Below are 15342 nucleotides of genomic sequence, written 5' to 3'. Positions count from 1 at the left end.
CCGGCGCACCCGCGACCCGTCCTGCGGGTGCGCCGGTATCCGTGATAGCAGACCGTATTAGTCAGCGATCGCTTCGCTCGCGTCCGACTCCACCGTCGCCTCCTTCACCCACAGGTCGCCGAACAGATCGTCCTGCTCGAGGGTTACGCGGCCCCGATGGGCCAGAAAGAGCAACGCGAGATACGTCATCACGCGCGAGCCACCGACCGTATCGATCTCGCCGTACAGCACCTCGTCGCGGCCCCGTTCGTAGTGGGTCTCGAGTTCGGCCTCGACGTCGTCGATGACCGCTTCGATGTCCTCCTCGTGGGTCGTGTGGGTGACGTCGTCGCTGGTCGGCTCGTCGTCGACTCGGAAGTCATCGCCCGAGTGGTAGTTCAACTCCTGGACGCCGCGATCGTAGCCGCTGGGTGAGTCGCTCGTATCGTAACTGCGGGATTCCTTCCACCAGCTGTCGCGCTCGGCCGTTCTGAGCTCGCGAACGAGTTCGTCCAGCGTCTCCGGTTTGCCGCGGGCGTGCTTGCGCTCGAGGCGGCGTTCCATCTCGTCCTCGAGGTTCTCGACAGGATCGAATCCCGGTGGGTAGTCCTGACCGTCGTCGTCGTGCGCAGCGTCCGCCGGCCTGTCGTCGGCGAACGGCGCTTCCCACGGCGGGAGTTCCTCCTCGTCGGGGTCGTCGGCCGCGAACAGCTCGTCGCTTTTCATCCGCAAGAGGACGCTCGCGTAGAACAGCGCCCGCCCGGACGTTCGCAAGTCGACGTCGTCGATCGCCTCGAGGAACTTGTCGGTGACCCGGACGACGTCGATGTCCCAGGGGTCGATCTCGCCGTCTTCGGCAAGTTGGACGAGCAGTTCGACCGGTTCGACGGTCGCCTCGTCATCGTCGGAGTCCGTCGACTCGGTGTCGGTGAACTCGAGGATGCCGTCGGTCTCGTCGGGCCGGTCGCGATCCTCGTGGCCCGTGATGTTCAGCGGAATCTCATCGTCAGTCATCGGCCGGCACCTCGCCGCTGCTCAGGTCGATGCCGGTCACCGCGCTGACGTTGTCCTGTTGCATCGTCACGCCAATCGCCCGCTCGGAGCGATCGAGCATGGCCGACCGGTGGGAGACGACGACGAACTGGGCCTTCTCGGAGAGTTCGTCGACCATCTCGCCGATCCGCTCGGCGTTGACGGCGTCGAGGAACGCGTCGACCTCGTCTAAGGCGTAGAACGGGGCTGGGTTGTGCCGTTGGATCGCGAAAATAAAGGCAAGCGCTGTCAATGACTTTTCTCCGCCGGACATCGCGTCCAGTCGCTGGATTGGCTTGTCGCCCGGTTGGGCTTTCATCGTCAGGCCGCCGTCGAACGGGTCGTCCTCGTTCTCGAGGTGTAACGTCCCCGTTCCCTCCGAAAGCTTCTCGAAGATCTCCGTGAAGTGGGCAGCGATCGCGTCGTAGGCGTCCATGAACGTCTGTTTCTTCTGGGTTTCGTACTGCTCGATCCGGTCACGGATGCCCTCCGCTTCCTCGACCAACGTCGCCTTGCCGTCCTCGAGTTCATCGAGATCCTCGCGAACCTCGTCGTATTCGTCGATCGCGAGCATGTTGACCGGCTCCATCGCCCCCATGTCCGCACTCAGCAGGTCGATCATTTCGATGACGGTGTCGTGATCGGGGACGGTCTCGGGATCGTAGTCACCGACCTCCGACTCGAGCGATTCGATCTCCCACTCGAGGTCGCTTACGCGTTCGCGAGCGTCCTCGAGTTTGCTTTCGACGGCGTTGACCCGGTCTTGCTGCTGGTCGCGTTTCGTCTTCGCGTCCGAGAGTTCCTCCCTGAGTTCGCTGCGTTCGGCCTTCAGTTCGGTCAGTTCCTCTTCTAACTCCTCGACGGCCTCGCGCTTTTCCGCGAGTTCGTCGCGTTTTGCGTCGATTTGGGTCTCGTACTCCTCGATCCGATCTTCGTGCTCTGCCTTGCGATTTTGCGCGGCCTCGATGTCGTCGTGGAGGTCCTCGATAGCGTCCGCAGCGTACTCCTTTTCGAGGGAGAGTTCGTTGAGCTCGCTGTCGAGATCCTGAATGCGGTTTTCTCGCTCGTCGATCTCGGCCTCGAGTGCGTCGATCTGATCGGTCAACTCGGGAATCTTCGAATCGGCGAGTTCGGTCTCGAGCTCGTCGATCTCGGCCTCGAGATCCTCGACCGTTGCCGTCTTCGCCTCGATCTCGTCGGCGATCTCGTTCATCCGCTCGTCGACGGACTCACGTTCCTCACGAAGCTCTTCGAGGTCGGACTCGAGGTCCTCGATTTCCGTCTCGATGCGCTCACGCTTTTTGTCGAGTCCCTCGAGTTCGGCTTCGATCGAGCGGACTTCGTCGGCTGCGTCGCTCTTGCGATCGCGAGCGTCGTCGAGCCGCCCTTCGACGCCGCGTAGTTCCTCGCGGAGGGAGTCGCGCTCGTCTTGGAGTTCCGTGATCTGTTTGGCGACGCGCTCGAGTTGGCCCTCGCCACCGCCGGTAAACGAGTACCGGGAGCCGCCGCCGGAGCCGCCGGTCATCGCGCCGCTCTTTTCGACCAGATCGCCGTCGAGGGTGACCATCCGGTAGTCACCCATGTACGAGCGGGCGGTCTCGATGTCCTCGACGACCAGCGTATCCCCGAGAACATAGGAGAAGACGCCCGCGTATTCGCTGTCGAAGTCGACAAGGTTGTACGCGAAGTCGACGACGCCCGGATCGCTCGGTGCCGACGGTAGCCGGCGCTGGCTCATATCCGTCAGCGGCAGGAAGGTTGCCCGGCCCGCGTTGCGCGACTTGAGGTGTTCGATACACTGCTGGCCGACGACGTCGTCGTCGACGACGACGTTCGCCAGTCGACCGCCGGCGGCGGTTTCGCAGGCGGTCGCATACTCGCCGGGAACCGTCCCCAGTTGGGCGACCACGCCGTGTACCCCGTTGATCCCCGAATTGAGGATCATCGTCACCGCACGGCCAAACGAGGAGTCGCCGCTCTGGCCGGCGTTGGCCTCGAGTTCTGCGTACTCCTGTTGTTTGGCCTGCAGATCGTCGTCGATGTCGTCGAGATCCGACTGGAGCCGGCGTTTCTCGCCTTTGAGGTCCTCGACGACCTCGGCGATGTTTTCCCGGTTGCGCTCGGCCTTCTCGAGTTCTCGCTCGAGGTCACTTCGCTCGCTTTCGATCTCGGGGATCGACTCGCGTTTGGCCTCGATCGCGTCCTCTTTCTCGCTGATGGCGTTCGAGCGTCGCCGGGCCTCGTCGAGTAAGCGATCCTGCTCGCGCTGTAGGTCGTTTTTCTCGGTTTTGGCTGCCTCGAGGTCGTCCTTGCGCTCGGCGAGTTCGGCCTTGAGTTCGTCGAACTCGGTGTCGACGGCTTCGATCTCGGCCTCGAGCTCGTCGCGTTCGGCTTCGCGTTCCTGGATTTCGCTCTTTATGGAGGCTTTCTCGAGTTTCTGCTCGCGGATCTCGGCCTCGAGATCGTCGATCGTCTCCTGTTTGCGGTCGATCTGGACGAACGCCTCGCGACGCGTCGATTCGGCGTCTTCGATCGCCTCCTCGCTGGCTTCGATCTTGTCCTCGAAGCGTGAGATTTCGCCTTTGAGCTCTTCGATCTCGCTTTTGATCCGAAGCTGTTCGTCTTCGCCTTTGCGCTCGATTTCGGCATTAAGATCCTCGAGGTCTTCGGCTAAGCGGACGACTTTGCCTTCGCGTTCGTCGAGTTCCCGCTGCAGTTCGCGGCGTTCGTCTGCGAGGTCGTCGACCTCGGCTTCGACCGACGCGAGTTCGTCGCGTTTCTCCTCGAGTTCGCTGGCTTTCTTGTAGCCCTCGTACTCCTCTTTTTCCCGGCGGAGCCGACGGTAGCGCATGGCTTCCCGGCGTTCGTCCGCGAGCTGCTCGAGCCGATCGCGTTTCTCCTCGATGCGGAGTGTTGCCTCATCGATCCGTTCCTGGACCGTCTCGAGTTCGCCGAAGGCGTCTTCCTTTTTCGCGTCGAACTCCGCGACGCCCGCGATCTCGTCGATGATCTCCCGGCGGGCGTGGGGCGTCATGTTGATGATCTCGGTGACGTCGCCCTGCATGACGACGTTGTACCCCTCCGGGGTGATGCCGGCCTGGGCCAGTAGGTCTTGGATGTCCGAGAGGTTGACCGAGCGATCGTTGAGATAGTAGTAGGAGTAGTAGTTGTCCTCGGTCTCTTTGACGCGCCGTCGGATGCGGATCTCGTCGACGTCGCCGACATCTTCGCTTCCCGCAGCATTGACGACCTGCGAGCGCGCTAAGGTGCCATCGGAGTTGTCGAGGACGACCTCGACGGTGGCCTCGCGGGGGCCACTGGACGTGTTCCCGTCCTCGTGACCGGGGTTGTAAATCAGGTCGGTCAGCTTCTCGGCGCGGATCCCACGGGTTCGGGCGAGTCCGAGCGCAAAGAGGACGGCGTCGATGATGTTCGACTTTCCAGAGCCATTTGGGCCTGTCACCACCGTGAAATCCTCGTAAAACGGGATCTTGGTTTTCCTCCCAAAACTCTTGAAATCGTCGAGGATGATCGCCTTGATATACATTCTCCTTGCGCGGCCTCCGTGTCGTCGAACGCCGTCAGTCGTGGGTACTCCTTACGGCTCCGTTCCCCGCCCCACGGCGTCGCCTGCAGTTATGCTACGATAATGTCGTCGCTACCTGAGTCTTCCGTTTCGTCACTGCTCGTGTCCGCCTCATCTTCGGCATCGGCCGCCGCTTCGGCGACGTCGTCGGGTTCGGCTTCGGGAGTCTCGTCCCCATCGGCTGGCTCCGCCCGTCGCTCAGGAACGCGCGTCGGCGTGTCGGCATCGAGTTCGGCCTCGAGAACACGGATCCGCTCTTTCGCCTCGATCAATTCCTCCGTCAGGCCCGTTACCGTCGACTCGAGTTCCGAAACCGTCGATTCGAGCTGCTCGACACGGTTGTTCGACATATCTGCTAGGGGGCCGTCCGGCCACATAAACGTACGTCAGACGAATATAAGCTATCTTATATACGGTCCTCCGACGACCGATCGGTCCCGAACACGCGGGCAGACAACCGACCGGGGTACTCGAAGACGTCACAGCCGAGTGCGACGACTTCGTCCCGTTACGTTTTACCCCTGTGGGGCCGAATCGATGTCCAATGACTGCCCAGACCGTCCAGCAGGGCGACCTCGTGACCGTTATCGGGCTCGAGGTTCACGTTCAGCTGGAAACCGATACGAAGATCTTCTGTGGCTGTTCGACCAACCAGACCGACGACCCCAACGAGAACGTCTGCCCGGTCTGTCTTGGCCTGCCGGGGGCGCTACCGGTGTTAAACGAGGCTGCCGTCGAGGCCGCCGTCAAAATCGGGAAGGCGATCGACGCCGACATCCCCGAGGAGACCCGTTTCCACCGGAAGAACTACTACTATCCCGACCTGCCCAAGAACTTCCAGATCACCCAGTACGACGAGCCGATCTGTGCTGACGGCGAACTCGAGGTTGCCGTCGAGGGCCAGCGCCGTACCATCACGATCGAGCGCGCTCACCTAGAGGAGGACCCGGGCAGCCTCCAGCACGTCGGCGGCGGTGGCGGCATCGACTCGGCCGAGTACACCTTAGTCGACTACAACCGTGCGGGCACGCCGCTGATGGAGATCGTCACGGCCCCCGACTTCCGCAGCCCAAGCGAAGTGCGAGCCTTCCTCGCGGAACTCGAGGAAGTGCTCGAGTACCTGGGCGTCTTCGATGCCGAGCGCGACGGCAGCCTGCGGATCGACGCCAACCTCTCGATCATTCCCGAGGACGAAATCGACGGCGACGGCGTCGACGAGATCGGCGAGGAAGCACTCGCGGCAGCCAACCGGACGGAGGTCAAGAACATCTCGAGTCACAAGGGCGCAGAGAAGGCGCTGGCATACGAGGAGACGCGCCAGAAAAACGCCATCCAGCGCGGCCGCGCGGTCGAACAGGAAACCCGCCACTGGGACGAGAGTCGGGGCATCACGGTCTCGATGCGCTCGAAAGAAGAAGAGAAAGACTACCGCTACTTCGAGGAGGCCGACCTGCCGCCGCTGCGCGTCTCCGGCTGGAAAGACGAGATCGCGATTCCGGAACTCCCCTCGGCCCGCCGCGAGCGGTTCCAAGAAGAGTACGGCCTGAACGAGGAGGCCGCCTCGAAGCTCACCTCGACGAAACAGGTCGCAGACTTCTATGAGAACGTCGCCGGCGAGTTCGATCCCGACCTCGCCGCCACGTGGGTTGCGGACAACCTGCTTGGCGAACTCAACTACCGCGACATCGAGATCACCGAGATCGAGGACAGACTCGAGGAAGTCACCCGACTGGTCGAACTCGTCGCCGAGGACGAGATCACGGCGAAAAACGCCCGCGAGACCGTCCTGCGGTCGATGCTCGATGACGGCCGTACGCCGGACGAGGTCGTTGCTGAGGAAGGCTTAGGCAAGACCGGCGAAGACGAGGTCCAGAAGGCCGTCGTCGAAGCCATCGACGAGAACCCGGACGCCGTCGACGACTACGAGTCGGGCGACGACGGCGCGATCAACTTCCTCGTGGGTCAGGTCATGCAAAAGACCGGTGGCAGCGCCGACCCAGGTGACGTCAACCAGCTCTTGCGGGCCGAACTCGAGGGCTAGGTCCGAATCTAGTTCCTACTGAGACGGTTGTACAGTTTCTCGAGCGGTTTTGTCGCAGCCAGTGTTAGACACCGGATGGGCTGAAGTCCGGATAGACGAGAAGGACGATTCCTGGGAGCAGTATCAGTAGCGCATTATACGGGACTGCAAGCGGGCCACTGACCATCGTCGAGAGGCCGACGAGCGTAAGCGGGATCCCGACGATCGTCGTAGCATGGCGCTCTTTCGCTGACACCAGTTTGTGATGGGGCTGGTCGGGATTCTCGAGGAGTTTCAGGACTGCACGGCCGACGAAGACAACGACGATACCCGCTGACAGAACGTTCAGCAGCCCAGTAAACAGACCCATACGACTAACGTGAGGATCGCTGGTAATAAACTGTACTGCCAGACGACATGAGCTCCATACCGATCTGACGCGACCGACCGTCGCCGTCGGCGACAGGCGTGGGATACGTCCGTGCGACAAGATACAGACAGAATGGAACGAGTCCGTGTAAGCCACTCTACAGACCGTCTTGCAGCGCCTCGAGATCCTCCGTGGCGTGCCCACAGCACACCCGCGCGTCATGGCGGCGCTCGAGGTCCTTGAGCGTCCGGAGGCTCTCGTGCCAGTCGCGGTTGCTCCAGAGTAGGCCGCCACCCATGGGGTGTTCCTGCTCGTAGTTCACTCGAGAGTAGGCCTGATCGCCCGCGAGGATCACCGTGCCGGCGTCGTCGAGTTCGAGCACCACGCCGAGAAGGCCGGGCGTGTGGCCGGGCAAGTGGATGAGCTCGAGGCCGTCGAACAGTTGTCGACGGTCGCCGTGGACGGGCTCCCAGTTCAACTCACGATCGAAGTCGCCGGCGAGGTAGGCCACGTCGCCCGCGTCGGTTTTGGCGCTGTAGTAGGCGTATTTCAGCTCCGCTTCGTGGACGACGATCGGCGTATCGGTGTCCTCGAACGCGTAGAGGCCGCCGGCGTGGTCGAGGTGCAGATGCGTCTGGATCACCATGTCGATGTCAGCGACTGCGTAGCCGGCGTCGGCCAAATCGTCCTCGAGCGGCCGGAGGCCGGTGTGTTCAAAGGCCGCATAGAGGTCGGCGGGCCAGTGGCCGTCTGCGGCGTCGGGATGGGAACCGGTATCCCAGAGGATCGTCGCCTCGGGGTGGTCGATGACGACGTTGTAGACCGGCGCGTCCTCCATGACCGTCTCGGGATTTGGCTCGGCGGCAGTTCCGAGGACGGCTCCCTCGATAATGTTGTTGACGTCGGCGGTGATCGTCCCGCGATCGATCGGTGTGAGTGTTGCGTCGACCATATCCACATCATGAGTGGGATGCGCTTATGGGTGCGGACTCGATATCGGCGCGGCCGGCTCCTCGGAGCGATCCTGCCCTGCCCTGTCCTGCCCTGTCCTGTCTCTCGTTCCGATCTCGTTGTCAATGCCTGCCGTGAGTCTTCCTGTCGTCGGGCCGTCGTGTCCACATGATCAGAACTTCGACAATTGTGCTCGTCGTCGGTGTTGGATTGCTGTTCGTCCCGATTCCACCCGTGGCGACGATCCTCGGCGCAATCGTGATTCTCGTTGGGGCTGCGCTTAGAATCATAACAGATCACTAACCGTTTCACGATCGCCGCTGGCTTTCGGCTGGTTCGATTTGCACGCGTTGCATCGTTAGGTCCACGGTTTTATTGACTGTCGTTCAATCAGTACGTATGGCTTCACCCCCGCACGTTCTCGTCGCCGGCGGCGGTCTCGCTGGACTCGTCGCCGCCCGGCACCTCGCCGGCGGCGGCGTCGACGTCACCTTGCTCGAGCGCCGCGAGACGGTCGGCGGCCGCGTCCGCACTGTCGAGCGCGACGGCTACCGGTTCGATCGCGGCTTTCAGGTGCTGTTTACGGCCTATCCCGCAGTGCAGCGAGAACTCGATCTCGAGGCACTCGGCCTACGACGATTCGCGCCGGGTGCCACCATCGCAGGCCCCGACGGCCGATCGACGCTCGCAGACCCGCTTCGAGAGCCCGGCACGATCCCGGCGACGCTGTCGAACCAATCCGTTTCCGTTGGCGACGCGCTCCGAATCGCTCGACTCTGGTGGAACCTCCGTCGAACCGATCCGGAGCGGATACTCGAGGAGGGCACCGACGAGACGATCCGGGCATACCTCGATGAACGCGGGTTCTCAGCCCGGTTCGTCGACGAGTTCGTCGCCCCGTTTTACGGCGGGATTACCCTCGATCGCTCGCTGTCGACCTCGAGCCGTGTCTTCGAGTACACGTTCCGGACCCTTGCGGCGGGTGAGATTGCCGTCCCTGCAGCAGGAATGGGTGCAATTCCGCGCCAACTCGCAGACCGCGTCCGCGAGGTCGGCGGCACCATCGAAACCGGGGTCAGTGCCGAGTCGGTTACAGCGACCGGGGGCAACTCGAGCGGATCGGACGGTCCCGTCAGGGTCGAGACCGATACCGGGACCGTCGAAGCTGACGCGGTCGTCGTCGCGACCGACCCACCGACCGCACGCGAGCTGACCGGCGTCGATGCGATCCCCACGGAGGCACGCGGCTGTGTCACCCAGTATTACGCGCTGCCACCTGGCGTCGACCTCGAGACCGACCGCCGGCTGCTGTTGAACGCGACCGAAACGGGGCCGAACCACGTCGTCCCGCATAGCGCGGTCGCTCCGACGTACGCCCCTGACGGGACGACCCTCATCAGTGCGACGTATCTCGGCGGCGAGGGCCATCGCCCCTCGAGGCAGAGCGGCGCGAGCCGCGGAGCGGCGGAACGCGACGCCGAACTGACCGAGCGAACGCGGTCGACACTCGAGTCGTGGTATCCCGACTACGGGTTCGACGGGCTCGAGACCCTCCATACAGAGCGCGTGCCGTTCGCCCAGTTCGTCCAGCCACCGGGCTTTCGCGAGCGGCTGCCCGACGTTCGCGATCCGGCAGGAGCAGTCTATCTGGCGGGTGACTACATGCGGTGGTCGTCCATTCAGGGTGCGATGGAGAGCGGCCGACAGGCTGCGAAGGCTGTCATCGACGATCTGTCGGGATCACGGGGCCGGTGACGGACCGGTCACGACGCAATCGTTAAGTCGCTGGTCGCTGACGTTCCGGTCTGATTTCTCTCATGAAACTACTCGTACTCGGGGATCTCCACCTCGGCGAAGACGGGTACGCCGGCCGCCCGCACCCGTCGTGGGAGCGGTTCGACGCCGTCCTCACCGTCGGCGACGTCGCTCACTCTCGCGTGAGCGTCGCAAACGGGACGCTGCAGCAAGAAGAACTGGTCGGACTCGAGGAAGCGACGGCCTTCTTCGAGCACTTAGACGAACTCGACGTCCCAGTTCTAACGGTCCCCGGAAACCACGATCATCATCGACACGAAGAGTTCATCGACGGTTCGACAGGGGGACGGAACCTGCACCGAGCGACGGCCGATATCGGCTCATACCACGCCTTTGGCTTCGGGAGCGACCTGCTCGACGACGGTCCGGAAGTCCGATACAATCCCGACGAGATGACTGGGATCGACGACCCCGACGCGTGGCTCGCGCGAACGCTCGACCGTGCCACAGGTGATGACACGGAAGCTGCCGCCGCGTTGTGCGACCGACTCGAGGGGTTCGACCAGCAGTTTGCCACCTACAGTGATGGATACGAGACGCTGACGTCGCTCGCGACGGCTGACGAGGACAGCCACGGGACGATCGGACTCACACACGTCCCACCGTTCAACACCACGCTCGATCGGGTCGCCGAGTCCGTCCCCCGTATCGGCGGTCGCCACTGGGGATCGATCGCACTCAGGAACCTGCTGGCCGATCACGACATTTCGTTCGTCGCGTGCGGACACATTCACGAGGCCGAAGGCGTCGAAACAGTCGCCGGCACGCCCTGTCTCAACGCCGGCTATCGGCGTGCCTACGACGTGACCCTCGAGAACGGCGACGTCTCGATCACCGACGCCGAACCACCGGTCGAGTGAGCGCGTCGGAACGCAGCCGACGTGCGCTCACAGCTGGTTCACAGCAGTTTTCGGAGTTCTCCCAGCGGCGGAAACCACAGCGTCTCGCCGCTCGAGTCGTCCCGAACCGCGGGATAGAACTCGTCTGCGTTCCGGACGAGCGGCGTCTGAAACTCGCGGCCAGCCATTCTATTGACGGTCGCGCCAGCGGCGAGTCGGGTAAACGCGGGAAGGACGAGCACGTCCGCACCCTCGTAGGCATCGGGGCCATAGAGGACACACGGTCGTTTGCTCCCCTCGATCGACAGCGCGGGATGATCGTGACCGACAACGTACCGCTCGGCTGTCGTCTCCGGGCGCTCGTGGCCGTGACAGACCACTGTCTCGCCGTCGGCCAGTTCGTATTCGAGTGCTGTCTCGCCGTCGAAGGCAGCCTCGAGCATCGTGTCGTGATTGCCAGGCGTGACGACCAACTCGGCTTCAGCCGCGTTGACGACATCGATCAGTCGCTCGAGATCGCGTTCGACGCCGCGTGGAAGGCGCGAAAACGAGTCTAACAGGTCGCCCGCAACGACAACCGTGCTCGGCTCGGTCGCCACGAGTAGGTCCGCGAGTCTGTCGCAAACGTCGGCACCGTCGTCGATCGGGGCGTCGACGCTCGAGGCGGCTGCTTTCCCGAGGTGAACGTCCGCGAGGACGAGCGTCTCGGCAGCGGGAACGAAGACAGCGCGGTCGTGGACGGCAAACGGAACGTCGATCTCGACGCCGGTGTCAGTCATCGCCCGTTTCGGAGCGGGCCGTGCGTGCCGCCGCGTCGGTCTCGCCCTGAACGTCCGTGCCGAGGGCGTCCGCGAGGTCGTACTCCGTCCCGGTCAGGATGTAGATGACTTCCTCGAGGGGCTCGAGCACTTCGGGGAGCAGGCGGACGACAAGGTACGTAATGCCAAGCAAGGCGACGATCGACAGCGACTGGGCGATGAAGTTGTGGGCGACGAGATAGGAGGTTCGGTCGGCGGGTGCGCCCATGAACTCCGTGACGAAGTAGACGAGGATGTCCTGCTGGAACCAGCCCCACGGCGAGGCCAGCCCGATGAAGACGTTCCGGACGAGATTCAGAAACCAGATGACGCCGATCGAGAGCACGAAGGGTGTGACCTTCCGCTTGAACGGTGCGTCGACCGCTGCGATGAGGCCGCCGAAGATGGCCATGCTGCCGATGCCGGTACAGGACATGATAATGTAGGTCGTCCGGCCGGTCACCGTCTCGTTGGGATCGAACCCGAACTTGCTCATGTAGCCGTTGCTCCCTTCGATGATGCCGGGACTGTAGCCGAACAGTTCCATCCCGAAATGCGTCTGGGCGGCCGTCGTCTCGATCAGCCACGTGCGAACGACGGGGATCGTCTCCGCGGGCAGATAGAAAAGACCCATGAACGCGACGGCATTCGACAGTACGAGCAGTGACTCTCGTCCCTGAACGAGCAGATACCCGGCATAGACGGACAACGGCAGTGCAGCCAGTGTCAGCAGCGTCTGAATCGGGCTTTTGACCTCGAGATAGTAGTGTGGGACCATCGTCAGCCAGAAGAGGCCGAAGACGACCCAGGCACCTGCGGCGAGATAGCGTGCAGGATCGACGAAACCGCGCCACTCGAGGAGCATCGCTGCGACGAACGCGCCGATCGCGGTCCAGGCGAGGACGTCTCCGAGCGGAATCGAACCGATAGTCACCGCTGTCGACGCGGGTAGGGTCGGCATGTTCACCTCAATCCGATGGTCTCTCCGGCTATCAACTTGACGCCTCGGTACGGCCGATCGACACAGCGGGCCGACCGCGTCCCTTTTTGCCGCGCACCGAAATATAGCGGTATGGTCGACGTCCTCGACAACAAGCGGGCCGCGACGCGGTTCCGGATTCTCGTCCAGATCGCCGAGCGCCAGCCCGCGGTCAGCCAGGGTGAGATCGCCGAGGAAGTCGGCGTAACGAGTCAGGCCGTCAGCGAATACATTCGCGAACTCGTCGAGGAAGGATTCGTCGAAAAGGAAGGCCGCTCTCGCTATCGCGTCACTCGCGAAGGCGTCGACTGGCTCTTCCGTGCTGCCGACGACGTTCGTCGGTTCGCCGACCACGTCACCGGCGACGTCCTCGGCGCGATGAGCGAGGATGCGTACATCGCTACCGACGACATCGAGGAGGGCGAGACGGTCTCGCTGACCGTTGAGAACGGCCTGCTTCATGCTACGCCAGGGAATGCGGGTCCCGCGACCGGGATCGCGACCAGCGACGCCGAAGCCGGGACCGATGTCGGTGTCACCAGCTTCGAGGGTGTCATGGAGCTCGAGCCCGGCTCCGTCACCGTCCTCCAGGTGCCATCGATCCGTACCGGCGGCAGCCGTGCGATCGACGATGAGACGGTCACCGGCGCGTGTGCCGACGCCGATATCGTCGTCGCCACCGGTGTCGAGGCCGTCGTCGCCTGCCGGCAGGCCGGTACTGAGCCTGCGGTCACCTTCGCCGTTGGTGACGTCGCGGCTGACGCTGCAAGTCACGGCCTCGCAGTCACCGCCGTCGCGACGACCGACGCCGTCGGCCGCGTCACCGATGCACTGCGTGACGCCGACGTGTCCTACGAAGTCCTCGAGGGCTGATACGGACACCCGCCGGTCAGTTCTGGCGTCTCCATACCCCGCCGCGGATGCGCCGGGACACAGTGACGGGAGACCGTATAAGCGGTCCGGCCGTCAGTCCCGTCTCCCAGTTCTAGAATGTGCAGCTCACTCAGCGACACAACTGGCTGCAAGAACGAAGCAAATCGAGTCGTTACCCGATGTAGCGCAGGTCGTCGTCGGTCGGCACGTCCATGCTCTGTTGCTGTTCCATCTCCTGGATCTTGCCGATGACGTCTTCCATCTCGTCGGCTCGCTCGTCGAGGGATTCATAATCGAGGTCGAAACCGAGGATGTCCGCAAGCACCTCGAGCACCGATCGAGCGCTTTTCGGATCGACGAGATAGCCACTGGTCTCGCCCATCAGGCAGGCCGCATCGAAACCACGGCGCTCGCCGAGTCCCAGCAAGAGCCCGGAGACGCCGACGATGCCGCCGGCGGGTTCGTCATCGCGGAACTCGACGCCAGCGTCCTCGAGTCCCTCGAGCAACGACTCGTCGCTGACGGCCCCGACGACGGCGTACTCGTCGATGAGTTCACCGGTCGGGACGCCACCGAGTGCATAGACTTCCGTCGCGCCGAACGCCGCGGCGATGTCGAGGAAGGCGTCGGTCAGCGTGTAGTGACCGGCGTTGCTCTGGGCCTGATGATCGCCAGTCAAAAGGAGGAGGTCCCTGCCGTCGGGAACGTCGACAGCGTAGACCTCAGCACAGGTCAGTTCCGAGACGCCGTTCTCGATGCTCACTTGCGGCGGGAACTCGCGGGAGTAGACCCGTCGGACGAGCGTGCTCTCGCCTTCGAGTTCCTCGAGCAAGTGCTCGACGGCGAGCGTGCCGACGTGTCCAACCCCCGGCAACCCCTCGACGAGGACGGGGTCGTCCAGTTCGACCTCGGCGACTGCGTCGATCTCGAGTTCGTCCATACCGTATCAGCGATGGCGACGTTTAAGAGCGCGTCGGTACTCGCCGTGAGGATCGTCGGGATCGAACGGTGCCGGCGCGCTGTTTTCGGCGTCGGCACCGCAGTCAGGACAGGTCTCAGAAAGGGTATACACCGGGCGGTCGTGGGCCGTCTGCCACGCCGAGCACACCCGGATATCCGATTTCATTACTCGTCGTCGGTGCGTCGCTCGCGGTGGTACTCGCCGCTGCCGTCGTGACCTTCGATCGCGGCGATCGCGCGGTCAGCGCTGTCCTCGAGCTGGGACTCGGCGGTCTTGTAGTTGGGTGCTTGGACCTCGATGCGGTACTCGGGTGCGCCGACGTAGCTCACTTCGAGGTCGACTTCTTCGGGCACCCCGCCATTGCCTTCGGCAGCCTCGAGAGCCTCGCGGATACCGTCGACGCCGCTTGGCGAGGGGTTCTCTAAGTCGACATAGCCAGTGACGTTGACGTAGGGGACCGAGACGTTCTCGCGGGCCGTCTCGACGATCGCGTCGATCTCGTCGTCGGCTAGATCGGTGTCCTCGAGAGCTTCCTCACCGTGGATTGCGGCCTGCTTGAAGCCGTCGTAGAGGCTTCCGTGGGCCCCGATCAGTTCGTTGGCGATCGCGGTGTAGGCCTCGTCGTCGATTTCGTCGCCGAAGGCCAGTTCCATCCAGTTGTCGGCCTTCTGCTCGTTTTTCCACTCCTGAATCTTGTCGGAGCGCTGGTGGTCGTTGACGTCTTTCAGCGAGAGGTCGATCTGCTGGGAGCTCTCGTCGACATCCAGGACCTTACAGACGACGATCTGGCCCTCGCGGACGTGATCGCGGACGTTTTTGATCCAGCCGCTTGCGACCTCGGAGATGTGGATCAGTCCGCGTTTGTCCTCGTACTCCTCGAGATCGACGAAGACACCGAAGTCCTCGATTTCGTCGATCTTGCCGACGACGAGTTCGCCGGGGTCGGGCCAGCCGCTGTATTTCATCGTGACTCGACTGTGTCGATGATCTCGTGTTCGATCTCGGCTTTGCCGCCGGTCGGTCGCGCAAGCGTCGTGCCACAGACGGCACAGGCGACCTCCGTGGAGGCCTTGCCGAAGACGGTCTGTTCGTTCTCGCAGTCACCGCATCGGACGCTGTAGAAGTTTCCTGCCATTGAAA

General features: G+C 63.3%; 16 protein-coding genes. 5 read left to right on the top strand and 11 right to left on the bottom strand.

Annotated elements, in window-relative coordinates:
- Positions 1 to 57: 57 nt before the first annotated feature.
- From BSG09_RS13620 to BSG09_RS13610, 3 genes are all read right to left on the bottom strand, one after another.
- A complete protein-coding gene (locus BSG09_RS13620; RefSeq protein ID WP_092934008.1) occupies positions 58 to 993 on the bottom strand; it encodes a segregation and condensation protein A in 936 nt (311 codons plus the stop codon).
- Positions 986 to 4558 carry a chromosome segregation protein SMC gene (gene smc / locus BSG09_RS13615; RefSeq protein WP_092934006.1) on the bottom strand — a complete coding sequence of 1191 codons (3573 nt, stop codon included), beginning with the start codon at positions 4556 to 4558 and terminating at the stop codon, positions 986 to 988. Before smc ends, BSG09_RS13620 begins: the two co-directional genes overlap by 8 nt.
- An 89-nt stretch (positions 4559 to 4647) precedes the next feature.
- Positions 4648 to 4947, bottom strand: coding sequence for a DUF7518 family protein (locus BSG09_RS13610; protein WP_092934004.1), 300 nt, complete (start codon positions 4945 to 4947; stop codon positions 4648 to 4650).
- A gap of 194 nt (positions 4948 to 5141) precedes the next feature.
- On the opposite strand from BSG09_RS13610, the gene gatB reads away from it, so the two are divergent.
- Positions 5142 to 6638 (top strand): Asp-tRNA(Asn)/Glu-tRNA(Gln) amidotransferase subunit GatB, encoded by a 1497-nt coding sequence (gene gatB, locus BSG09_RS13605; protein ID WP_092934002.1) that lies wholly within the window; start codon positions 5142 to 5144, stop codon positions 6636 to 6638.
- Between the two features lie 64 nt (positions 6639 to 6702).
- Here the strand turns inward: gatB and BSG09_RS13600 are convergent, their stop codons facing one another.
- The gene (locus BSG09_RS13600; RefSeq protein WP_092934000.1) at positions 6703 to 6987 is read right to left on the bottom strand and encodes a hypothetical protein; all 285 of its coding nucleotides are present in this window, start codon (positions 6985 to 6987) and stop codon (positions 6703 to 6705) included.
- A 157-nt stretch (positions 6988 to 7144) separates the two neighbouring features.
- Positions 7145 to 7939, bottom strand: coding sequence for an N-acyl homoserine lactonase family protein (locus BSG09_RS13595; protein WP_092934065.1), 795 nt, complete (start codon positions 7937 to 7939; stop codon positions 7145 to 7147).
- A gap of 167 nt (positions 7940 to 8106) precedes the next feature.
- Here BSG09_RS13595 and BSG09_RS21315 point away from each other — a divergent pair, with 167 nt between their 5' ends.
- The 3 genes from BSG09_RS21315 (at position 8107) to BSG09_RS13580 (ending at position 10613) form a co-directional block, all read left to right on the top strand.
- Positions 8107 to 8241, top strand: a complete 135-nt coding sequence (locus tag BSG09_RS21315) for a transporter (protein WP_092933999.1) — start codon at positions 8107 to 8109, stop codon at positions 8239 to 8241.
- Between the two features lie 96 nt (positions 8242 to 8337).
- The gene (locus BSG09_RS13585) at positions 8338 to 9693 is read left to right on the top strand and encodes an NAD(P)/FAD-dependent oxidoreductase (RefSeq protein ID WP_092933997.1); all 1356 of its coding nucleotides are present in this window, start codon (positions 8338 to 8340) and stop codon (positions 9691 to 9693) included.
- 62 nt (positions 9694 to 9755) lie between these two features.
- On the top strand, positions 9756 to 10613 hold the full coding sequence (locus BSG09_RS13580) for a metallophosphoesterase family protein (protein WP_092933995.1): 858 nt from the start codon (positions 9756 to 9758) through the stop codon (positions 10611 to 10613).
- A gap of 38 nt (positions 10614 to 10651) precedes the next feature.
- Here BSG09_RS13580 and BSG09_RS13575 read toward each other — a convergent pair whose 3' ends face one another.
- Positions 10652 to 11371: a metallophosphoesterase gene (locus BSG09_RS13575; RefSeq protein WP_092933993.1), complete on the bottom strand. Its 720-nt coding sequence runs from the start codon at positions 11369 to 11371 to the stop codon at positions 10652 to 10654.
- Positions 11364 to 12350, bottom strand: coding sequence for an archaeosortase A (gene artA, locus BSG09_RS13570; RefSeq protein ID WP_092933991.1), 987 nt, complete (start codon positions 12348 to 12350; stop codon positions 11364 to 11366). The genes BSG09_RS13575 and artA overlap by 8 nt, the downstream gene beginning before the upstream one ends.
- A 111-nt stretch (positions 12351 to 12461) precedes the next feature.
- Between artA and BSG09_RS13565 the strand changes: the two genes are divergently transcribed.
- Positions 12462 to 13241 carry a DUF7839 domain-containing protein gene (locus tag BSG09_RS13565; protein ID WP_092933989.1) on the top strand — a complete coding sequence of 260 codons (780 nt, stop codon included), beginning with the start codon at positions 12462 to 12464 and terminating at the stop codon, positions 13239 to 13241.
- Between the two features lie 172 nt (positions 13242 to 13413).
- Here the strand turns inward: BSG09_RS13565 and BSG09_RS13560 are convergent, their stop codons facing one another.
- Genes BSG09_RS13560 through BSG09_RS13545 form a run of 4 tightly spaced genes read right to left on the bottom strand, consistent with a single transcriptional unit; the run spans position 13414 to position 15337 of the window.
- Complete coding sequence (locus BSG09_RS13560) at positions 13414 to 14181, bottom strand: proteasome assembly chaperone family protein (RefSeq protein WP_092933987.1); 768 nt, start codon at positions 14179 to 14181, stop codon at positions 13414 to 13416.
- Positions 14182 to 14187: 6 nt separating this feature from the next.
- Entirely contained in the window at positions 14188 to 14367 is a 180-nt protein-coding gene (locus BSG09_RS13555; RefSeq protein WP_092933985.1) for an RNA-protein complex protein Nop10, read from the bottom strand.
- Positions 14367 to 15167, bottom strand: coding sequence for a translation initiation factor IF-2 subunit alpha (locus tag BSG09_RS13550; RefSeq protein WP_092933983.1), 801 nt, complete (start codon positions 15165 to 15167; stop codon positions 14367 to 14369). The genes BSG09_RS13555 and BSG09_RS13550 overlap by 1 nt, the downstream gene beginning before the upstream one ends.
- Positions 15164 to 15337 carry a 30S ribosomal protein S27e gene (locus BSG09_RS13545; RefSeq protein ID WP_008009490.1) on the bottom strand — a complete coding sequence of 58 codons (174 nt, stop codon included), beginning with the start codon at positions 15335 to 15337 and terminating at the stop codon, positions 15164 to 15166. The genes BSG09_RS13550 and BSG09_RS13545 overlap by 4 nt, the downstream gene beginning before the upstream one ends.
- Between the last annotated feature and the right edge of the window lie 5 nt (positions 15338 to 15342).

Source organism: Natrinema hispanicum (assembly GCF_900111485.1).
GTDB classification, from domain to species: Archaea; Halobacteriota; Halobacteria; order Halobacteriales; family Natrialbaceae; genus Natrinema; species Natrinema hispanicum_A.
The sequence above is the reverse complement of the archived record's forward strand: the minus strand, read 5'-3'. Positions and strand labels throughout refer to the sequence as shown.